At 61.4% G+C, this 21,438-nt stretch carries 18 protein-coding genes; 11 read left to right on the plus strand and 7 right to left on the minus strand.

The annotated features are described in order from the left end of the window. Positions 1–30: 30 nt before the first annotated feature. From HLG82_RS02875 to HLG82_RS02890, 4 genes are all read right to left on the minus strand, one after another. Positions 31–1,164, minus strand: a complete 1,134-nt coding sequence (locus HLG82_RS02875; RefSeq protein ID WP_193327228.1) for an Mrp/NBP35 family ATP-binding protein — start codon at positions 1,162–1,164, stop codon at positions 31–33. Positions 1,165–1,183: 19 nt separating this feature from the next. After that, a complete protein-coding gene (locus tag HLG82_RS02880; RefSeq protein ID WP_193327229.1) occupies positions 1,184–1,744 on the minus strand; it encodes a DUF1003 domain-containing protein in 561 nt (186 codons plus the stop codon). Next, entirely contained in the window at positions 1,737–3,095 is a 1,359-nt protein-coding gene (locus tag HLG82_RS02885) for a magnesium transporter MgtE N-terminal domain-containing protein (protein WP_193327230.1), read from the minus strand. Before HLG82_RS02885 ends, HLG82_RS02880 begins: the two co-directional genes overlap by 8 nt. 79 nt (positions 3,096–3,174) lie before the next feature. Then, positions 3,175–4,656 (minus strand): aminopeptidase P family protein, encoded by a 1,482-nt coding sequence (locus HLG82_RS02890; protein WP_193327231.1) that lies wholly within the window; start codon positions 4,654–4,656, stop codon positions 3,175–3,177. Between the two features lie 82 nt (positions 4,657–4,738). Between HLG82_RS02890 and HLG82_RS02895 the strand changes: the two genes are divergently transcribed. Beyond that, positions 4,739–5,590, plus strand: a complete 852-nt coding sequence (locus tag HLG82_RS02895) for a PHP domain-containing protein (RefSeq protein ID WP_193327232.1) — start codon at positions 4,739–4,741, stop codon at positions 5,588–5,590. Continuing rightward, the gene (locus HLG82_RS02900; protein WP_193327233.1) at positions 5,587–6,204 is read left to right on the plus strand and encodes a MarC family protein; all 618 of its coding nucleotides are present in this window, start codon (positions 5,587–5,589) and stop codon (positions 6,202–6,204) included. Before HLG82_RS02895 ends, HLG82_RS02900 begins: the two co-directional genes overlap by 4 nt. A 95-nt stretch (positions 6,205–6,299) precedes the next feature. Here the strand turns inward: HLG82_RS02900 and HLG82_RS02905 are convergent, their stop codons facing one another. Further along, complete coding sequence (locus HLG82_RS02905; RefSeq protein WP_255313925.1) at positions 6,300–7,901, minus strand: DEAD/DEAH box helicase; 1,602 nt, start codon at positions 7,899–7,901, stop codon at positions 6,300–6,302. 265 nt (positions 7,902–8,166) lie between these two features. Further along, a complete protein-coding gene (locus HLG82_RS02910) occupies positions 8,167–8,388 on the minus strand; it encodes a DUF3107 domain-containing protein (protein ID WP_193327234.1) in 222 nt (73 codons plus the stop codon). A gap of 120 nt (positions 8,389–8,508) precedes the next feature. On the opposite strand from HLG82_RS02910, the gene HLG82_RS02915 reads away from it, so the two are divergent. The 6 genes from HLG82_RS02915 to HLG82_RS10465 all read left to right on the plus strand — a co-directional run bounded on the left by HLG82_RS02915 (position 8,509) and on the right by HLG82_RS10465 (position 17,226). After that, positions 8,509–11,616 (plus strand): ATP-dependent DNA helicase, encoded by a 3,108-nt coding sequence (locus HLG82_RS02915; protein ID WP_193327235.1) that lies wholly within the window; start codon positions 8,509–8,511, stop codon positions 11,614–11,616. Continuing rightward, positions 11,613–15,068, plus strand: coding sequence for an ATP-dependent helicase (locus HLG82_RS02920; RefSeq protein ID WP_193327236.1), 3,456 nt, complete (start codon positions 11,613–11,615; stop codon positions 15,066–15,068). The genes HLG82_RS02915 and HLG82_RS02920 overlap by 4 nt, the downstream gene beginning before the upstream one ends. 175 nt (positions 15,069–15,243) lie before the next feature. Beyond that, complete coding sequence (locus HLG82_RS02925) at positions 15,244–16,101, plus strand: VG15 protein (protein WP_439654672.1); 858 nt, start codon at positions 15,244–15,246, stop codon at positions 16,099–16,101. Positions 16,102–16,227: 126 nt separating this feature from the next. After that, on the plus strand, positions 16,228–16,503 hold the full coding sequence (locus tag HLG82_RS02930) for a hypothetical protein (RefSeq protein WP_193327238.1): 276 nt from the start codon (positions 16,228–16,230) through the stop codon (positions 16,501–16,503). 105 nt (positions 16,504–16,608) lie between these two features. After that, positions 16,609–17,079, plus strand: a complete 471-nt coding sequence (locus HLG82_RS02935; RefSeq protein ID WP_193327239.1) for a hypothetical protein — start codon at positions 16,609–16,611, stop codon at positions 17,077–17,079. A gap of 24 nt (positions 17,080–17,103) precedes the next feature. Beyond that, positions 17,104–17,226 carry a hypothetical protein gene (locus HLG82_RS10465; protein WP_255313926.1) on the plus strand — a complete coding sequence of 41 codons (123 nt, stop codon included), beginning with the start codon at positions 17,104–17,106 and terminating at the stop codon, positions 17,224–17,226. A gap of 79 nt (positions 17,227–17,305) precedes the next feature. On the opposite strand, the gene HLG82_RS02940 is transcribed toward HLG82_RS10465, so the two are convergent. Then, positions 17,306–18,298, minus strand: coding sequence for a phosphotransferase (locus HLG82_RS02940; protein ID WP_193327240.1), 993 nt, complete (start codon positions 18,296–18,298; stop codon positions 17,306–17,308). 158 nt (positions 18,299–18,456) lie between these two features. On the opposite strand from HLG82_RS02940, the gene HLG82_RS02945 reads away from it, so the two are divergent. The 3 genes from HLG82_RS02945 to HLG82_RS02955 are packed head-to-tail and all read left to right on the plus strand — an operon-like array spanning position 18,457 to position 21,393. Beyond that, the gene (locus tag HLG82_RS02945; RefSeq protein ID WP_193327241.1) at positions 18,457–19,722 is read left to right on the plus strand and encodes a TadA family conjugal transfer-associated ATPase; all 1,266 of its coding nucleotides are present in this window, start codon (positions 18,457–18,459) and stop codon (positions 19,720–19,722) included. After that, entirely contained in the window at positions 19,710–20,534 is an 825-nt protein-coding gene (locus HLG82_RS02950) for a type II secretion system F family protein (protein WP_193327242.1), read from the plus strand. Before HLG82_RS02945 ends, HLG82_RS02950 begins: the two co-directional genes overlap by 13 nt. Continuing rightward, positions 20,527–21,393: a type II secretion system F family protein gene (locus tag HLG82_RS02955; RefSeq protein ID WP_193327243.1), complete on the plus strand. Its 867-nt coding sequence runs from the start codon at positions 20,527–20,529 to the stop codon at positions 21,391–21,393. The genes HLG82_RS02950 and HLG82_RS02955 overlap by 8 nt, the downstream gene beginning before the upstream one ends. Positions 21,394–21,438: the final 45 nt, after the last annotated feature.

Raw genomic sequence — 21,438 nt, forward strand, 5'->3', positions numbered from 1 at the left:
CACCGCGCGCTGGCCCATTTCTCATGACGTTTACTCGCCTACGGGGTGAACGCCGAGCGAGCGCCCCGCAAGCCCACGCGCGCGGTGGGCGAGCGTGGTGGCGACGGAACGAATCGCCTCCTGTGCCGGCGACGCGCCCTCCTGGATAGAGAACGGTACGCCAGAATCCCCGCCTTCGCGCAGGTCCTGCTCGATGGGAACCTGGGCGAGCAACGGAACCTCGTAGCCGAGGTTGGCCGACAGCTGGGCGGCCACGGCCTGGCCTCCGCCGGTGCCGAAGATCTCCATCGTGGACCCGTCTGGCATTGCGAGGTAGGACATGTTTTCAATGATGCCCACCACCCGCTGATCCGTCTGCTTGGCCATGAGGCCCGCACGCTCGGCAACGTCAGCGGCGGCGACCTGCGGGGTCGTCACGATCACGATCTCCGACTTGGGGATGAGGGAGGAGACGGACAACGCGATGTCGCCGGTTCCCGGCGGCAAGTCGATGAGGAGGACGTCAAGGTCGCCCCAGTACACGTCCGCAAAGAACTGTTCGAGGGCGCGGTGCAGCATCGGTCCGCGCCATACCACAGGCCCGTTCTCCGACATGAAGTTGCCGATCGAAATAGTCTTCACCTCGTGGGCAACAGGCGGGATAATCATGTTGTCCACCACCTGCGGAGGGTGGGTCACGCCCATCATGTGCGGGATCGAGAAGCCATAGATATCGGCGTCCACGACGCCGACCTTGAAGCCCGATCTGGCCATGGCGGTGGCGAGGTTGACCGTCATGGAGGACTTGCCGACTCCGCCCTTGCCCGAGGTGATGGCATACACGCGGGTGAGGTTGCCCGGCTGGGCGAAGGGAATAACACGCTCGGGTTCGCCTCCGCGCAGGGTCTTCTTGAGTTCGGCACGCTGGTCATCATCCATGACGCCCATCTGAACAGAAACCGAGGCCACCCCCTCCATGGCCCCCACAACGTTCTGCGTATCGATGGTGATGGTGTCGCGAAGCGGGCAACCGGCGGTGGTCAGATCGATGCCGACCACGACGTTGCCGGCATCGTCGATCTCAACGGAACGCAGCATTCCCAACTCGGTGATGGGACGCTTAATTTCCGGGTCGATGACCTTGGTGAGCTCGCTCTTAATTTCTTCAATGCTCGGTAGACTCATGCGATTCATCCTATCCCGCTCAGTTCTCGGACTCGAACCGGGCAAGGCGTTCTTCAAGATCAGCGATCTTTTGATCGCGCAGTGCTAGCTCGGCGTCGCGCTGATTGATCTGCTCACGAAGCTCGAACTGGTCGCGCATTTCGGAGCGGACGAAGTCTCGGCTGGCGAGCTCCTGCATCGACATACGCAAGGACGCGATTTCTCGGGTGAGAAACTCGGTATCGGCGAGGGTCCGCATCGCATGCTGGCGGTCCTGTTCGGCGCTGACGCGGTCGCGTTCGTCTTGGCGGTTTTGCGCAAGGAGAATAAGCGGCGAGGCATAGGACGCCTGTAAGGAGAGCATGAGCGTCAGCGCCGTGAAGCCCAGCGAGGCCGAGTCGAAGCGGAGGCGTTCGGGAGCAAAAGAGTTCCACGCTAGCCACGCGGCAACGAACAGCGACAACCAGATGATGAACTTGGGTGTGCCCGTGAAGCGGGCGATGCGCTCGGCGACGATGCCGGTGGCTTCGGAATCGAGGCGGGAGGACGTTCGCCAGGTGCGCCGGCGCTTGTCTAGCGGCTGGTCAAAGCTATTAGGCATCGCGTCCCTCCTCAATCATCGCCGTCAAGATCTCCGACGCGGGAGTCAACGGGCTTTCAGTACCATCGTGTTCGTCGATGTAGTCGTCGACGTGACGCTCGTCAATGTGGGTATCGATGTCCGCCTCATCGGCGTCGCGCCAATCCTCGGGCATGAGGTGATCGAGCACGTCGTCGACGGACACGGCCCCCACGAGCAAGCCGTTGTCGACCACGGGCAAGATCGTCAGGTTATAGGTGGCTAGCAGTCGGGTGATTGTTCCGATGCCGTCGTCAGGGGAGAGGACCTCGACCTGGTCGATGATCGAGCCGACCATCTCCGAGGGCGGCTCGCGAAGGGCCCGTTGCAGATGGACGACGCCGAGGTACTGCCCCGTGGGCGTTTCCGTCGGAGGACGAACGATGAAGCAGGTCGAGGCCATAGCGGGAGCCAGATCCTCGCGGCGGGCGGCGGCTAACAGCATGGAGACGTGGGCGTCGGGGGAGAGGATCATGGGATCGGTGGTCATGAGACCGCCTGCGGTGCGCTCCCCATACGACATAAGGCGGCGCACGTCCTGAGCCTCCTCCGGCTCCATTTTGGCAAGAAGAATCTCAGCCTGGGCCTCGGGCAGCTCATTGATCAAGTCGGCCGCGTCGTCTGGCTCCATCTCTTCCAGAATGTCGGCCGCTCGGTCCACCTCGAGGGCGGTCATGATCGTGACCCGGTCGGCGTCCGACATTTCCTCGAGGACGTCGGCCAGCAAGTCGTCGTGCATATGACGCGAGACGGCGATAATCCGATCGTCCGGGAGGTCGGAGAGGAGGTCGGCGATGTCAGGAGCCTTCAGCTCGTTGATTTGGGCAAGAAGCGCGGTGGCCGCCTGGTTAGCCACGCGCATGCGCAGACCCGTCACGGCCGAGACGGGCACGATCTTCGTGTTTCCCGCCTCCGGGCCGCCGCGCGACATGCGCACGTACAGCGAGGTGAGCTTCCATTCGCGGTTGCCCGTCTGCTCGATCGCCACATCCTCGACGATCGCCTTGCCCGACCCGTCGTTAAACGAGACCTCGCGGTCGAGAATCTCGCCGAGCACCATGGACTCCGAAGGGCGCTTTTCGAAACGACGAATATTGAGCAAGCCCGTGGTGATGACCTGGCCGTTGGCAATCGACGTCACGCGAGTCAAGGGCATAAAGACGCGTCTCTTACCCGCCACATCCACCACGAGGCCAACCGCCGATGGGCTCCCACGCAGGCGGAAAACAACGACGACGTCGTGGACCTTGCCCACGCGGTCGCCAATGGGGTCATAGACGGGGATACCCGCCAGGCGCCCAACAAAAACGCGCGTCCCAGTGCTGATTGCCATGCTTCATCCTTTTCTTTTGATGTGGCCGGTGGGCGAGGCGATCGCATGCGGCTTCCCCGCCCACCGGATGTCAAATGGCCTACTTCTGCAGGTCTGCCATCCACGCCTCGACGGCTTCCGGGGTTCGCGGAATGTCCTCCGACAACCGGATAGCCCCATTCTCAGTGACGAGGATGTCATCCTCAATACGCACGCCGATACCGCGGAAACGCTCGGGCACCTTCAGATCGTCGGCGCGGAAGTACAGGCCGGGCTCGATTGTGAAAATCATGCCGGGCTCAAGGTAGGAATCTTGGTAAAGCTCCCGCTTGGCCTGAGCGCAGTCGTGCACGTCAAGCCCCAGGTGATGGGACGTTCCGTGGGGCATCCACCGGCGGTGATACTGCGCCTCGGGGGAGAGGGATGCCTCGGCCGTGCCGGGCAACATGCCCCACTTCTCCAGATGCTGTGCGATCACCTCCATGGCCGCCGCATGAATATCCTTGAACTGAACCTTGTTCTGGGCCACCTCAAGCGCGCGCTCGCAGGCGGCCAAGACGGCGTCGTAAACCTCGCGTTGAGCCGGGGAGAACGTGCCGTTGATCGGCAACGTACGCGTGATGTCGGCGGTGTAGAGGGAATCGACCTCGGCGCCGGCGTCGATGAGGATCAGCTCCCCGTCCCGTAGCTGGCCATCATTGGTGATCCAGTGCAGGGTGTTGGCATGATTGCCCGCCGCGGCGATGGTCTCGTATCCCAGGCCGTTGCCCTCCTCGCGAGCCTTCGCCTGGAAGGCGCCCTCGATCACGCGTTCGCCGCGCCAGTGATTGATCGCGCGTGGCATGGCCCGGATCATCTCCTCGAAGCCCGCTTTCGTGACGTCGATGGCCTTGCGCATTTCGGCGATCTCGTATTCGTCCTTCGTCAGGCGCATCTCCGATGCTGCCTCGGCAAGCCGCGCGTCGGCCTCCGCTGCGCCTTCGGTCAAGCCGTTCTGCTGACGAAGCTCGGCCACGAGCGCCTCGACATTCGCATCCGACTGGGGAATCACGCGGATGTGCACCGAGCCCAGATCCTTGGCCAAAGCATCCTTCATCTCGCCGATGTGGGCGACCTTCAGCCCCGTGGCTGTCTCCATCTCCTGAGCACTCAGGCGAGCACCCACCCAGAATTCGCCGTGGCGCGAATCGGCATAGAACTCCTCCGACGAACGCGACGCGCGCGGATGGAAGTAAAGAACCGCCTCGTGGCCGCCCTCGACGGGGTTGAGAACCAGCACTGCGCCGGGCTCGTCCTCCCCTCCCAGGCCGGTCAGGTGAGCAAATGTCGAGTGCGCACGGAAACGGTAATCCGTGTCATTCGAGCGGACCGTGAGATCGCCCGCGGGGAACACAAGGCGTTCGCCGGGGAAAAGCTCGGAGAGAATCTTGTGACGAGCGGGCGTGTAGTCAGCGACGACCATCCGCTGCGGGCCCGCCGGGCGCGGCCCCCAATCCTCGCCAATAAACTCGCGAAACGCCTGACCCTGCGGACGCTGGGTGCGGTTGTGTGCCTTTTCTTCAAGAGTTTGTTCTTCAGTCATAGACACATTATCCCACGTCGCTCCGACATTCCCGAACGTACTCGGGGTGGACGAAACGATCTTTAGCTTTTAGCGTGGAATCATGATCGACCTCCACGCCCACTCTTTCTGCTCCGACGGCACCCAGAGCCCTGTCGAGCTCATGGCTAGTGCGCGTCAGGCCGGGCTCACCGCCGTCGGGCTCACCGATCACGACACCATCGCCGGGTGGGATGAGGCCGCAGACGCTGTGCCTGAGACCGGCGTGAGCCTTGTGCGAGGTATGGAAGTCACCAGCACGTTTCACGACGCCGACAGTTCGATTTCCGTCCACATGCTCGCCTATCTTTTCGATCCCCACTCTCCCGCGCTCGCGGCTCATCGCGACGCGTTCGGCCAATCGCGGGCCCGCCGGGCGCAGGAGATCGTCTCGCGCCTGGCCGAGGATTTTCCCATCAGCTGGGAGGAGGTGGCGGCGTTCGCCGGTGCGGCGAAGTCCGTCGGGCGCCCCCACATCGCCGACGCCCTGGTGGCGCGCGGGATCGTGGAGAACCGTTCGCAGGCCTTCGATCACCTGCTCCACTCGACGTCAAAGTACTATGTGAAGAACTACTCGCCCGACGTCTTCGACGTCATCGAGTGGATCAACGACGCCGGGGGCCGGGCCGTCCTCGCCCACCCGCTGGCCGTTACGCGCGGCAAGACCGTGCCACTCGAGGCGATCGCGGCCATGGCAGAGGCCGGCTTGTTCGGCGTCGAGGTCAATCATCGGGACAACCCAGCGCAGTTACGTGCGCAACTGTCAGCCAGGGCACGTAGCGCGGGACTTTTCGAGTTCGGATCCAGCGACTACCATGGATCCGGAAAACCGAACCGGTTGGGTGAAAACACCACGGACTCGGAGACACTGATCGCTCTGGAGCAGGGCGCATTTTTGGAGGTTGTGCATCCGTGAGTTTTGATGGCGCCCTGTTCGCATCCGCGTTCGCCACGCTGCTGGTGATCATCGACCCGCCGGGCAACGTGCCCGTGTTCATGGCACTGACGAGGGCGCTGAACAAATCGGAACGCAAGAAGGTGGCCTTTCAGGCGAATTTCATCGCCATGGTGCTGCTCCTCCTCTTCGGCTTCTTTGGATTCGTGCTCTTTGGCTACATGGGCATCTCGGCCGAGGCGCTACAGATTTCCGGCGGTGTCCTCCTCTTGCTTGTGGCCTTGCAACTGCTCACCGGCAAGGAAGAAGACCCGGGATCGGCCGGCGGCACCATCGCCGTCGCGATGGTCCCCCTCGGCACACCGTTGTTGGCCGGCCCTGGCTCGATCGTGGCGTTCATGCTGCTGATGAGGGATTCGGGCGACGTGTGGGGGCAGGTCGCGGTGGTGGCCGCTGCGGCGTCGGTTCTGCTCATTTCGTGGATGTCTATGCATTTCGCAGGAGCCATCATGCGCCTCCTCGGCGAGGCCGGCGTCATGTTGCTCACCCGCCTGTCGGGCATGCTGCTTGCTGCTATCGCCACGCAGCTGATCATCTCCGGCGTCCTGGGCGTGGTGCGAGGATTCCTCGGCTAGGGCCGGACCCGGCAGTGGGGCCCTCGCGAGATGGGCAAAGAATGATAGAGGAAAAGGTGGCGCCCCGCGGGGCGCCACCTTCTTGCTTGTGGTGCTTATTCGCCTTTCGTCGAGGACATACGGCGGCGACGTCGGCGCGGCTTCTTTTGCGTGGGGGCCTCTGACGTGGCACTCGTGGACTCCGCCTTCGCGTCGGAGCTGGCCGAAGAGACGCGGGTGCGCCTGTGCTGACGATTCCGCTTCCGGCCCTCATCGCCTGAGCAGCCGCGGCCACCGCCGGAGCGGCCGCCGCCGGAACGGCCACGGCCACGCGGGCCACGCTTGCCGGTCTCACCAAGGTCCTCAATTTCCTCGGCATCGAGGCCAGCGCGCAGGCGCTTGGAGCGGGGGAGGCGACCCGTCGCCTCGGGGTCAATGTCAAGATCCGTGTAGAGATGCGCGGAGGTGTGATAGGTCTCCACCGGTTCGGGGAAGCCAAGGTTCAGAATCTTGTTGATGACCGACCAGCGCGGTGTGTCCTCCCAATCGACGAAGGTCACCGCCGTTCCCTTCTGCCCAGCTCGCCCGGTTCTCCCGATGCGGTGCAGGTAGGTCTTTTCATCTTCGGGGCACTGGTAGTTGATGACGTGGGTGACGTCGTCGACGTCGATACCGCGCGCCGCGACGTCAGTGGCGACCAGGACGTCGATCTTGCCCTTCCGGAAGGCGCGCATCGCCTGTTCACGCGCTCCCTGGCCAAGGTCGCCGTGGAGGGCGCCGGTGGCAAAGCCACGATCCTCAAGCTCGTCAGCCAGGCGTGCGGCGGTGCGCTTCGTGCGTGTGAAGATGATCGTCAAGCCACGCTCCTTGGCCTGCAAAATGCGGGCCAAAACCTCGGACTTGTTCATCGCGTGGCAACGGTAAACGACCTGCTTGACCTGCTTGACGGTCGCCGAGTCGTCGTCGGGATTCTGGGCGCGGATGTGAGTGGGCTTGGACATGTATCGGCGGGCCATGGTGATGACCGGGCCGGGCATGGTGGCCGAGAAGAGCATCGAGTGCCGGTTGGGTGGGGTCGCTGCGAGGATGTTCTCCACGTCCTCGAGGAAGCCTAGGTCGAGCATCTCGTCAGCCTCATCGAGGACCACGGTGCGGGCATGGGATAGATCCAGCGTGCGATGTTTGCCAAGGTCGATGATGCGCCCCGGCGTGCCGACGACGATCTCCGCGCCCTTCTCAAGCTCCTTGACCTGCGGCTCGTAGGCCTTGCCGCCGTAGACTTCGACGACGCGGACCGAGCGGTTTGCTGCGATGTCACGCAGATCACCGGCTACCTGCTTGGCGAGTTCGCGCGTGGGCACGACGACGAGCCCCTGCGGCTTGCCGGGAGCGTGCAGCTTTTCCCACCCGTCTTCGCCGGGGCCGATGACTTTCTCGACCATGGGGATGCCGAAGCCGAGGGTCTTACCGGTTCCGGTCTTTGCCTGGCCGATGATATCCGATCCCTTGAGGGCGACCGGCAGTGTCAACGCCTGGATGGGGAAGGGATGAACGATGCCCTTCTTCGCCAACGCATCGACGATCGGTTGGGAAACACCGAAATCGGCGAATGACTTGCGATCGAGTTCGAGCTCGCTTGCCGAGGCCTGGATGTCCGCTGACGGTTCGTTGGCCGGGCGCACGACAGCACCGGCTGTATCTACAATTCCTGATTGCACAATATTCACTTTCGACGTGGAGGGTGCGCCTGTTTGATCTGCACCCGGGCAGCCGATCGTGAAAAATCTTCGACATTAACGTGACGACCGGTCAACCTCGTCGGCCATTCTATCGCACCGGGCGCTACAGATTCCTCCTGGTGGGCAGTCGCACAGTCGCCGTCGCCTCGCGATCGATGCGGAAGGCTCTTGGCGGACGCCCGGCACAAAAGAAACGACCCGCCTGGTTTGGCGGGTCATCGCGGAAGTTCGATCACGGGGAGGGCTAAAAGCCGAAGCCTACGCGGCGGACTTCTGCCTCCTTGCACTGGACGTAGCCGAGAGCCTGAACGGGAACGACGACGACCTGGCCATCCTTGCCCGTCAAGGAAAAAACCGAGTTCGAAGCGATGGCGTCATTGACCTTGGCGGTGACCTGTTCGGCGGTGAGATCGGCGTCGAGAGTCAGTTCCCGGGCGACGTTGCGGATTCCGATGCTGATTTCCATGTTTCCTCCATGATTAGAACTGCCGATATCGTACCGCGCGCGGGGTGGGCGACGACGTTTGCACCCGGGGGTTTCATCGTTGGCCGAAATTTGTCGGAGGGGAGCGTTATGCTCGTGGGCATGGCAGATGACGTTCTTTTCGATGAAAGCCAGCGTGCGGTTCTTGGCGTGGAGCCGCTGTGTACGGCGTCGGTGATTGGTGCGCCCGGAACGGGTAAAACTCGCCTAGTTCGGGAACTTGCGGTGAAGCTGGTCAAGGAGAACCCCGCTGTCCGGGTGGCCGTTCTCTCACCGGATCGTCGCGCCGCGTCGGATCTGCGTAACAAGATTTCTTTCGACCTCGGCTACCTGCCAGGAGCGCTGTCGGTCCAGTCGCTCACTGCTTTCGCATTCGGGATCGTCTCGGCCTATTCGCAATTCGTTGGGCGAAGAGAACCCGAGCTGATCTCGGGCTCGCGCCAGGACGCGCTCATCAAGGAGATCCTCGAAATCGGGCTCGAGCTCGGACACGGCGGGCACGATGAGGAGCTGGTGAAGATTCCTGCCTATCGCGCAGAATTCCGTGACTTGATCACGCGTGCCGCGGAGCTTGCCATGAGCCCAGCGGACCTGGCCGTAGTGGGCGAACGCTATGGGGAGCCGGTGTGGGGCCAGGGCGCCGCCATGATTGCCGATTACGAAAATGCCCTGGCCACGCAGGCCGCTGTTGGCCACGGCAACCCCGATATCGTGGATCACGCGCGTGTATTGACCCAGGCGGCGGGGATGCTGCGCAGCTGGGACCTCGCTACGCCAGGCGGATCCGGGCGTCTGGGCATGTCAAAGCCCCGGTGGGATTGGATCATCGTCGATGACATCCAGAATGCGACTCTGGCCGTGCGGACGTTGCTGCGTTCCCTTCACGAAGACGGCGCGTCAATCCTCACGTTCGGAGATCCGGACACGGCCGTCCAAGGTTTCCGTGGCGGCATCGCCCACCTTCCCGCGCTGTTGACGAAGCCCATCCACGCGGGCGGGCTCGGGGCCCAACGCTACACGCTCTCCACGCGATATCGCGGCGGCGGAGAGATGGGGGAATTGATCGGAAAGATCACCAGCGGTATCCACACCGCCGGTGCCGGAAAACACCGCAAGGCCGCGTTCCGTGCTGATGCGGAAGGCGGATGCGGCGCTTCGGCGCGCGTGGAGGCGATGACTTTCGCCAATGAGGATGAGGAGATTGCCTTCGTTGCCGCGAAATTCCGCGAGCTTCACTACGTCGAAGGCGTGCCGTATTCGGATATGGCGGTGGTGACTCGTTCGACCGCTGCGCACGGGGCCATCAGGCGAACCCTGCTCCACTATGGTGTCCCGGTGGAAAGCACCGTGAACAATCAGCCGTTGCGCGAACAGCGCGCGGTTGCCGCTCTCATCTCGCTCATTGATGTTGCGCTCGCGGACCCGGCGGACGTCACGGCGGAGAGTCTCGAGGCGCTGCTCGGTGGGGTGCTCTTCGCTATCGAGCCCTTGGAGTTGCGAAAGCTGCGCCGCCAGATGCGCGGGTGGGAACTGGCCCGCGGGGGCACCCGCTCGCAAGGCGAACTTCTGCGAGACATCCTCGAGGGTGGAGAGGTGGCATCCAAGATTCCCGAATTTGCCAAGGTCTTCTCCGTCATCGAATCGATACGTCAAGCAAGTGCCGAAGGCCGCCTAGGTGAGGAAGTCCTGTGGGCTGCTTGGGACGGAACGGGAGTGGCCGAAAGCTGGCGTGCCCAGGCGCTGGCGGGTGGGCTAGCGGGAGATGGTGCCAATGAGGATCTCGATGCCGTGATCTCGCTCTTCCGCATCGCCCAGCGGCAGGCGGATCGAGATGTCACCAATGCAACTATTTGGGCCCTACTTGATGTTCTGGAGAGCCAAGATATTCCTGAGGACTCGATTGCGCGCGTTGGCGGAGGGCATGACGAGGTTGCGCTCGCCTCGCCGTCGGCAACAATTGGACGTTCGTGGGACTACGTGGCGATCGTCGGGGTCAATGAAGGCTCGTGGCCCAATACTCAACTTCGAAATCCGCTGACGAAAGTGCCGAAGCTGGTTAATATTGTTGTTGGGTCAACGATGGCTGGGCGTGAGGTGGAGCCTACCCAGCTGGTCAGCGATGTCATTGATGACGAGCTGCGGATGCTTCTGCAAGCCGTGAGCAGAGCAAACACAGAGGTAATTCTGACAGCGCAGCAACAGGACGGAATCCGTCCCTCTCGCTTCTTGCAGTGGCTCTTCCCTGAGCTTGCCGCGGCGCCGGCTGTGGCCAGCACGCTGGAAACAACGGGCCTGGTCGGTCAACTACGCCAGGCGCTCCGGTCCGGCGATGCGGGGCTTGTTGAGGAAGCCGGGGTGCTACTCGGCCAGCTTGCCGCCGCCGGAATTACGGAGGCGGATGAGCGTTACTGGGCCGAGGCCATGGCACTGACAACGCATGAGCCGGTAGTTGACGGGGCGGCGCGCATGTCGCCGTCGCGCGTGGAAAGCCTGCTCACCTGCCCTCTGCGAGCGTTCCTTGATAACTGCCAGGCAAGGTCCGAAGATTCGACGCTCGCCCTCGATATCGGAAAACTCATCCACACCTTGGCGGAACACCATCCTCATGGGCCGCAGGAGAAAATTCTTGCGGAGTACGAATCGCTTGCCTCACAACTCGAGTTTAGCGAGGGCCTGTCCGGATACGTTCAGCGTAGACGACTCGATCAGATGGTCAGTCACCTCGTAGGATATCTGACTGCGGAATCGCAAAATGTGCGGGTAGAGACCGCCGCCGAAGGCACGGTCTTTTCTGACGAAGCAAACGCCGAGATTACGGTTCGTGCACGCATCGACCGCCTCGAGCAGGTGAAGAATGCAGCCCGTATCGTCGACTTTAAAACGGGGCGGAACGCCATCTCGAAAGACGAGGCGAAAATCAACCCGCAGATGAGGGTGTACCAATGGCTTGTGGATCAGGGCGGAGTTGCTGGGATTGACCGATCGCTGGGTGCCAGGCTGGTCTATCTTGGCACGAAGAGTCGGAGCGCGTCATTGCGCGATCAGGAGCCGCTGTCGGCCGAAGAAGCCATGGAGACTGAACAGATGGTGAAGAGGGCAGATTCTGCGCAGCGCGGGCCGAATTTTGCCGCCGTCGCCGGTAGCTACTGTCTCGGATGCGCATACCGGTCCTCTTGCCCGGCCCAAGGAACAGGGAGGATTTTTTCATGATTTCGTACGAGGATTTTGCACGCACGCTCGATTTTCCTCCCACGCCCGAGCAGGAGGCAGTTATTCGCAGCGAGGACCACGCGATCGCCGTCATCGCGGGCGCGGGATCTGGCAAGACTGCCACCATGTCGCAACGGATCGCGTGGCATGTGGTCAACGGCAATGTGCGCCCCGATGAGGTCCTCGGCCTGACGTTTACAACGAAGGCCACAGGCGAACTGGCCGAGCGCGTCGACAAGCAGCTGCGCGCGGCCGTGAATGCGGGCCTGCTTGCCCGGGAAGAGGTGATGCCGGGCGCCGACGGGGATGGCGTGGCGGATAGCATTCACGGCGAATTGGCTCGGCCCACTATTTCGACCTACAACTCATTCGCGTCAGAAATCGCCTCGTCCTATTCGATGCTCATCGGGCAGGACCCGCGCTCGCGGCTCATCACGGACGCCGAACGCTGGCAGATCATGGACAAAATCGTTAGAGGGATTGACCTCACAGATCCCCGGTTCGAAGCGCTGAAGGAAGAATCGCCGCATTCGATAACACGTAATGCCCTTCACCTGGCAGACCAGATGATTGGCAACACCGTTGACCCCACGGCGCTGCGGGCTTACCTCGAACGTGAGATAGGGGCGATCCTGCAGCTCCAGGGCCCACGGGCGAAGGGCGCAACCGACGCCTCGCGAGAAATTCAGACAAAGCATCTGGGCAAAATGGCACCCGCTTTAAAGGTGCGCATCGCGCTCAGTTATGTTGTCGAGGACTATCTGGCCTACAAGCAGGAAAACTCCCTCATTGAGTTTGCTGACCAGGTAGTTCGTGCCTCACAGATCCTTGCCACTGTGCCCAAGGTTGCCCAGGATCTGTGCCAGCGCTACAAGCTCATTTTGCTCGACGAATATCAAGACACCTCGTCAAGCCAGGCGGAGCTCATTGAGTACGCGTTTTCTCACGCGTGGTCGGTTTGCGCCGTGGGGGATCCGAACCAAGCCATCTACTCGTGGCGTGGGGCGTCGTCGGCGGCGTTGGGGGACTTCATGGATCGTTTCGGAGTGGGGGATAACCTCACTCTGTCGACAGCCTTTCGAAATAGCGAACGTATCCTTGACGTGGCCAACGCCCTCACGCAGGGCAAACTGAGCTATCCGTCTATGACGGTCAAAAAGCTACAACCGAAGCCTAGGGCGGAAGAGGGGCGCGTGGTCCACGTGCATCGCACGTTCCGCGAAGACTCATACGCGGGGTTGGCCAGCTATTTTGCCGAGGCCTTCGAGCGGGCGCGATCCGAACGATGCGCGGGAACCGCGCCTGGCCAGAAGATGTCGGCATACCCAACTGCGGCCATCCTTTGCCGAGCCCGAGATTATATGGAACCCGCTATCAAGGCGCTTGAAGAGGCGGGCGTGCCCTACGAGGTGGTGGGCGGCGAGGCCCTCATTGAGAAGCCCGAGATTCGTCTCGTGCGCGCCCTGCTCGGATTGGGAGTCAACCCAGAGCGAAACGACCTGGTCGTTCCGCTCTTGACGTTTTATGCCATCGGAGCCAAGGACATTGTGGCGTTGCATGCCTACGCCCGCGAGCTGGCGCGGCAAGCTTCCACCGGAGGTAGCCAGGGCGAAGGCAGCCAGGACGTCCCAGCAAATCTCGTGGAAGCGCTCATGATGCTGCCTGCCACTCCGGTGGGGCTGAGCGAGGAGGCGCATCGGCGCCTGCGTCACCTGGGCACGATTGTGAAAAAGGTGATCGCGAGCCGGCACCTGTCGGTTCCCGAAGCGATCACCACCGCTATCGGCCTGTTGGGGCTGGAAGCACAAGCCAAATCCCGGCTTCAGGGCGGGGCCCGGGTTCAAGCGGCCTTGGCAAGTTTTGTCGGCCTCGGCGCGAAGTTTGCCTCCGACCTGCCAGGTGCCACCCTTGCCTCCTTTGTCGAATGGGTAAATCTGCTCGAAGAGCATGAAAACGTTGGAGAGGGTGATGCAGGCGCGGATCTTTCCCTCTTCGACGACTCGTCGATTGAACCTGAATCGGGCGTGGTCCAACTGCTGACGATCCACGCCGCGAAGGGCCTGGAATGGGATCTTGTGGGAATCCCCGATATGAAGGCCGGCGGGTTTGACGAAGACACGACCGAGGTGATGTGGCAGGAATCGAAGAGCTCGCTGCCATACGTCTTCCGCCAAGACTCTGCCTATCTGCCGGACTTCGTTTTCGCTGATCGACTGGCGGGGTGTGACGCCATCGATGGCGAAGACAAGGTTGCGATCCTCACGGAGGTTTATGACTATCTTGCGGGCGCTTTCAAGTCGCACCACGTGGCCGAATCCCGCAGGCTTGCCTACGTGGCAGTCACACGACCAAGGGCTAGCCTCATCCTCGCCTCCTACGACCTCGTCGACGAGTCAAAGGCTGCCAAGGCGAGGACGGACCTTGTCAAGGAGCTCAATCTGCGCGCCGACGTCGTTCCTTATGAGCAAGCCGAAATGACCCGGAACGCCTTCATCGAGGACGTCACGCACCTTGTTACGTCCTCGCCGGTCAACGACGCCGTCCTCACCGGTAGCGACCTCGACCGTTACGTGGCGCAGGCTGAGGAGAATATCGCCCAGCTGGGGGACGCGGTCTTCGATCCGGAGACCAAGCAATGGCCCGTCGATGTAGATCGTAGGGCTGACACCGTAGATGAAGTCCGGAATCTGACGACGCTTGACCACGCGGCGCTCATTGACCAGTGGCGCCATGGCACCCAGGTGGTGTTGAGCGAACGAAACGCATATCCGCAGCAACCGGGACTCGCGCGCGACTACCTGACGGCGTCGGACGTGGTGGCTCTTGCCCAGAACGCGCAGAATTTCCTGGTTGAACAGCGTCGGCCCATCCCGCACCGACCGTCGCGTGCGGCGCGCACCGGCGTTCTCGTCCATGAGGCGATTGCGCACCATTTTGACTCGCCAGCGACTCTCGACGTCGATGCCGTAGCGTTCCCCGGCCAGATGCCCATCGACATGGATGTTCATCTCACCGAAGCTCGCCGTGCCCAACTGCTGGCCCGCTTTGAGACTTCACGATTCGCACACTGCCCGCCCTTGGCGATAGAAGAGGCAATCGACGTGCGGGTGGGACCCTATCCTGTTCGCTGCGTGATCGATGCCGTGCTGGACACATCCTTAATTGAGGGATTGCCGCAGGTCACGATCGTCGATTGGAAGACGGGGCGGCGGCCGGGCGCTGAGCAAGTCGCCTCGCGGCAGTTTCAGCTGGGCCTATACCGGTTGGCGTGGTCCCGTTCTGCGGGGATTGACCTTGGTGAGATCGGTGCGTGCTTCTACTACCTCGGCGAAGACGATCCCGAATTGAGAGAACTGCACGCAGGCGACATGACCGGTGACGAGATCGCGGAGCAGATTCGCCGTCAGATCGCAGAAGGACAACGCCAGGGCAGTGTGGCGAGCTTCGTGTAGGCGCGATGCCGGTGGGTACCCCTCGCCCCGGCCCGGCTCCCCTCGCTCCGTCACCGCTGGCTCCGGCTGTATTAAGCTGGCCCGCGCTGTATTAACCTACGCCAGATTAGTAGGGTGCCGCCCGTGTGCCGCCTTGTTGTGAGCCAGTTTCATCAAGGATACCAAGGATTATCAGGTGGCGTTGGCGCGGGTTGCTTCGGTCGCGGTGCGTTTCGTGCGCCAACACGGTCGTGACGTCGTAGACAGCTCTGTGAGGAAGTATCCTCACGTCCTGTATGCTCGCGTGCCTTCCGGTAGTCATACGTGCTCGTTTTGCATGATCCTTGCGTCGCGTGGCCCTGTTTATGGCACGAAGCAGGATGCTGGCGGGCCGGGCAACCGCTATCACACTGATTGTGACTGTCTGGTGGTTCCGATGCGTGGCCGGTGGGAGCCAGACCGTACGGCGCCGTCAGGGATGCGCTGGCACGGTGAAACAGTCGACGGTTACGACCACGAAAAGCTCTATGTTGAGGAGTACAAGCCATATTGGCGTGACGGCGACTCGATTGAAGCGGTTATCCGTCGCAGGGATAAAGCGATCGCTTTAGCGGAAAAGCGTAAACGTGAAGCGCGTAAAGGCATTCTCGTGAAACCGCGTAAGCCAACGAAAGTGATCTTTGAGCCTGGTGCAGAAAGAGGGGCAAAGCCGCAAGATATAGTAACTGCTGAGCCCCTTGCTCATCACGGTTTTACAGTTGTCATCAAGGCAATTGACCGAACACCTGGCGCAAAGAATCCTGACTATCTGATAGGTGGAGAGGTTTGGGAGATGAAGGCGCCGGAGGGCAGTTCTGAGAAGAATACTATTTCTGGGCAGTTTAAAAGGGCTAGAAAACAGGCGTCGAGGTTGGTTCTTGATCTTGGGCGCATTAAGCTTGACGAACGTGTCGCTAAATCTCAGGCAATCGAACGCTTTTATGGGCAGAATAAGTTGACGCACTTGCTCATTGTTACGAAGTCGCGCGAGGTGTTCCTTTACACTCTTGGCTAGCCGGGGTAGCATTCTAGTTGGAGGCGCCGCCGTCCCACTAGGCTGATTAGCTCGGGAAGGCTTGCGCCGCCACTTTATTTCCCACCATTAGGTTTGGCAGGCAAGAGACAGGGTGGACGATGTTAAATGGCTAATTTTGATGAGCTCATTGAAATCATTATTGCGGTGTATGTTCCGCAGATGTCGCCAGTCGCCGCTTCCATGATCAAGAACGATCTTGAACAACAGGATTACGATTTTGCGGTCGATAGCTTTCTTCAGTTCACACTTTTGGAGGATATTGACGTGCCTGCCGAGATCCTCGCCGACATTGAATATGAAGTTCATGCTGCCTGGGATCCAGAGCTCACTGAGCGAACTCTTGGCTGGATTGCCAAGCATCGGGCCAGATCAAGCACGTAGCATCTCTGAATTCTTATAAGTGTCCGCCCTGACTTTTTGGGGCGTATTTTCCCCATCCGCTGCACAGTGGGTGGGATTTTTTATACCCGCACGGGAGGAAAACCAATGGAAACCACTGATAACCACAACGAGACGTCGTCCGAGGCCGAGGCCCCTGCACAGGAGCAGCAGGTTGATTGGAAGGCGGAGGCACGCAAGTGGGAAGCACGCGCAAAAGAGAACCGTGCGGCAGCCACGAAGCTTGCCGAGCTCGAGGAAGCGGCGAAGACGACCGAGCAGAAGCAGGCCGAGAAGCTCGCGAAGCTCGAAGCGGAGAACGCCGCATACCGCAAGCGTGACCAGGTAGCCGCATGGGCGGCAGAGATCACGGACGGGACGGCTATCCCTGCCGGTGTGCTGCGCGGGGAGACACGCGAGGATCTGCAGGAGCATTTCGACCCGCTCTCCAAGCTCATCACCGTCAAAGAACCAGTGAAGCCGTCCGTTTTTCCTGGCTACGAAAAGGAGCCCGAAGCCTCGAGTGAGGGTTCGTGGATTTCCCAACTATTCGCTAACGCCCGCAACCAGCAGGGCTAAATTTTTTGAAAGGAGGAGCCACACATGGCTCTCATTAGCACCGATAGCGTGAAGGCGTTCCTTCCGCACAACGTTGCCGACGGCATGATCAAGGAGACCCAGTCTCTGTCCACTATTGCCCGCCTGTTTGGCCGTGAGCCGATCTAGTTCCGCAATGTTGACCACATTGCTTTTTGGAACGTCCGCGTAATGAATTCGTTGAAGAACGCTAGATGTCGGCAAATGGTTAAAGCCGTGGCGCCTCATCCGCGCCATCGGCATCGAGCGTGTCGACTTGGCTGACTGACCAGGTCGGTCCGGGTACCAGCCCGGGGTCGGCTTCGACGTCGGCCGCGAGGCTGTCCATCATCGTCCGAGCTTCGTCGACAATCGCGGCGTCCTTGCGGCGGGCTCCGAAGAGCATCCAGCGGGCGAGAGCCAATTCTGAAATCAGGACTGCGCGGTTGAAGAAGTTCTCGTCCAGCGTTTGGCCGATGGCATTTTCGTATGACTCGACCACGGCATTAAAGAGCGTCTCGTCTAGTCCCGAAAAGAGCGAAGCGAAATCGAGGGCGGGATCACCTACGTGTGCGGACCCGAAGCCGAGGACACACGAAACGGACCCGTCCGACCACATGAATTGATCGGGGCCAATATCGCCGTGAACCACGCACGGGGTGAAATCCCATTGCTCGGCCACCTCGAGGGCATTCTCCCAACGACGCCGAAGAACGGTCGGTAGCGCAGATGTGGCGTCGGCGTCGTGAAGGTCTGCCAAGAGTCGGCGCCGTGTTGTCTGCGCGTCGTAGGAGGGAAGGCCAGCTGCTTCGATGGTCTCGCGGGGGAGTTGATGAAGGGCGGCGAGTACGCGCCCGAGCTCGTGCGCGCCGTCGAGGTCGAGGTTGTCAAAGTCGCGCTCGCGACCCATGGGGGCTACGTAGATGACCGCCCGTCCGTCATTGACTTGGGCGAATCCGGCCGGTCGCATGACGTCGAAGGGGAGCAGACCTTGGCGAAGGGACTCGAGGAGGGCCGGTGCGATGGCGGCCTCGGCTTCGATCATCGCGCCGGCGATGGCGTGGAGGGGATACTTGACGATCCACCGGCGACCCTTGGCATCGATGACTCCGCCGTATTGAAAATCGGCGGTGCGGGTGTATGGGCCGCGGACGCCCACCGCTTCGAGGCCGTCGATGGCTGAAACGGCTATGGCTGCGAGCTTGTAGGGAGTCTTGTTCACCTTTCCACGGTAGCGACATTCGTGGCGATCAGCGGTGATTACACGCCCAGCGGGAAGAGTGAGATGACCAATTACCATAAAGTGGAAATTAGCGAACTAATTCTCCACAGCTGTGGGTAGTTTGAATCGCACTTTCGATTTTCTTCTAGCCTGCGAATGTGAACAGAGAACTCGGCGAGGTCAATCCCGCAAGCGCAATCGCATGGCTCGATGAGCGGGTGCGCGAACTCGTCCGCTCCTCTCGAATCGATCCGCAGCTGAACACGGACGCCCTCGAACGCCTCATTGACGATGCCTTAGCAGAATATGAGGATCTGACGGTCGCGGGGGCGGTGAGCCCCATGAGCGACGCCGATTCCGCGCGCCGAAGGCTCCGTGACGATATTGGAGGATTCGGTCCGCTTCAGGTGCTTATTGATGACCCACAGATCGAGGAGATTTGGATCAACGAGCCCGGGAGGGTGTTCTATGCACGGGACGGTGTTAGCCAGCTGTCCAACATCGTTCTCGAAGATAGGCAAGTGAGGGATCTCGTTGAGCGCATGTTGCGGGCCTCGGGGCGCAGGCTCGATCTCTCGCAGCCATTTGTTGACGCGGCGTTGCATTCCGGCGAGCGTCTCCACGTGGCGATTCCGGACATCACTCGCAAGTACTGGGCTATCAATATTCGCAAATACATAGTCCGGCCTCGCAGACTTCGGCAGCTTGTGGAGCTGGGAACGCTGTCCGATCAGGCCGCGTCTTTTCTCGATGCCGCCATCGACTGTGGGCTCAACGTGATCGTCTCGGGTGCGACTCAGGCCGGCAAGACCACTTTTCTTCGCGCCTTACTCGGTGCGATCCCACCCGGTCAACGCGTGATTACCGCGGAGGAAGTCTTTGAGCTTAACCTCGCCCATCGCGACGTTGTCGCCATGCAGACCCGGCCAGCAAATCTCGAGGATCGTGGTGAGATCACCTTGCGTAGGCTCGTACGGGAATCGTTGCGCATGCGTCCAGACCGCATCGTCATTGGGGAAGTGCGCCAGGCCGAAGCTTTCGACATGCTCATCGCCCTGAATTCGGGGATTCCCGGTGCGTGCACGATTCACGCCAATTCGGCCCGCGATGCCGTGAACAAGCTAAGCGTGCTTCCGTTGCTTGCTGGAGAAAACGTCACGGCTGACTTCGTCCTTCCGACCGTGGCAAGCACCATTGACCTCCTCGTCCATCTTCACCGTGACCGGGACGGGAGGAGGCGCGTCCGTGAGATCGTAGGGCTCACGGGCCGGATGGAGGGTGACGTCGTCGAGACGAGCGAAATCTTCGTTGACCGTGGTCAGGGGATCGAACGCGGCGCTGGCTACGTGCCCCACCCAGAACTTTTCGACGAACGCGGTTACGATCTGCGCGTCCTGCTGGGAGGCGAGCGATGGCTTTTGTGATCGGAACGCTGATGGGCCTGGGTGTCTACCTTATCGGCTTGGCTTACCGCAGCCCCCGTGACATGGCTTTTCCAGCCAAGCTGTGGGCACGAATGTGGCCTGCGCTCGTGGCTGGCATTGCAGGCTTTCTTCTTGCCCGCATGATTTCTCAGTCTGTGCCGATATCGCTTGCGATCGCGGTCCTCGGTGCGGCAATCCCGGGCCTCTGGCGAGGTTCTCGTGAACGACGGCGCAAGGAGCTGCTGCGTGACGTCTGGCCCGAAGTGATTGACGACGTCGTAGCGAACGTTCGCGTCGGGTTGCCGATAGGCGAGTCGCTCGCGCTGTTGGCTGTACGTGGGCCCGAAGTGATGCGTCCGGCATTTACGCAGTTCGCACAGTATCTGCGAGCGGACGGCCGCCTTGATCCGGCCCTCGATGAGCTGAAGAGCACCCTCGCCGATCCGATGACTGATCGGATTCTCGAGTCGTTGCGGCTTGCACACGACCTCGGAAGTAGGGACCTGTCCTCAACCCTTGCAAGCCTTGCCAAGCTCGTCCGTGAGGATAATCGGGCACGTGGGGAGTTGCTCGCTCGCCAGTCGTGGACTGTCAACGGTGCGCGGCTGGCTGCTGTTGCTCCCTGGGCTATGCTCCTGCTCTTTTCCACGCGGCCAGGCACGATCGAGGCGTTTACGACGTCGACCGGCGTGGCGATCCTCGTGGGCGGCTTTGTTCTGACCTTGTTTGCGTACTGGCTCATGCTGCGCCTCGGGCGTCTGCCTGAGGACGAGCGCATCTTCGGCAATTCCGGAGGGATGCAACGTGGTTAGCGGGTTCATCATCGGTGCGGCGTTCTGGGCCGGCATCCTCCTCGTGTTCCTCGCGTTGTTCTACAAGCCAGCACAGCTCGCCACGCGCGTGTTGCCCTACGTGGCCACACGTCCCAGGCGGCCGGCTCCACGGCGGCGCGTGAAGGCGCTGGTGGCCAAGGCACTTGACGCCGTCGGCTCGACCAACGCTTCCGTCGAACGTCGTACCAACCTCCTTGGCGATCTTTCGCTCTCGGATTTCCGGGTCAGACAACTCCAATGGGGAACTGCGGGATTCGCTTTTGGAGCCCTTCTGGCGTTTGCCCTGGTGATGCGTGGGGCGCCAGTCGTTGTGGCGCTTGTCAGCATTGCCTTGAGCCTAGGCGCGGGCGTCCTTGGAGCGGACTGGGATTTGTCTGCGCGCGTGCGCAGGCGCCAGAAGGCCTACACTGCCCAGCTCCCAGACGTGGTGGAGATCCTAGCGCTCGCGGCGGCATCAGGAGAATCTGTTCGGGTTGCGATCGAACGCGTGTGTGCCATCGGCGAGGGCGAGATCGTGGACGAACTACGTCGCACAATGAGCGAGGTTCACGCCGGCCAGCCACTGACGGGCGCATTGAGCGAAATGGGGCAACGCTCCGGGAACCGCCATGTGGCCCGGTTTAGCGAGGCAATCGTCACGGCGCTCGAGCAGGGGAGCGGGCTCGCGGCTTCTCTCCACGCCCAGGCGTGCGATACGCGCGATGCGGCACGGCGAGAGCTACTCGAGACCGGAGGCAAAGCTGAGATCGCCATGATGGTGCCGGTCGTCTTCATCATCATGCCGCTAACCGTGGTCTTTACCGTGTTCCCAGCGCTCCAAGCGCTGAACCTGAACTAGTCCGCATACTGAGCCCCAATCAAACTGAACTTCGACCAAAAGGAG

The sequence above is a fragment of the Trueperella pecoris genome (assembly GCF_014926385.1).
In the GTDB taxonomy this organism is placed as follows: Bacteria; Actinomycetota; Actinomycetes; order Actinomycetales; family Actinomycetaceae; genus Trueperella; species Trueperella pecoris.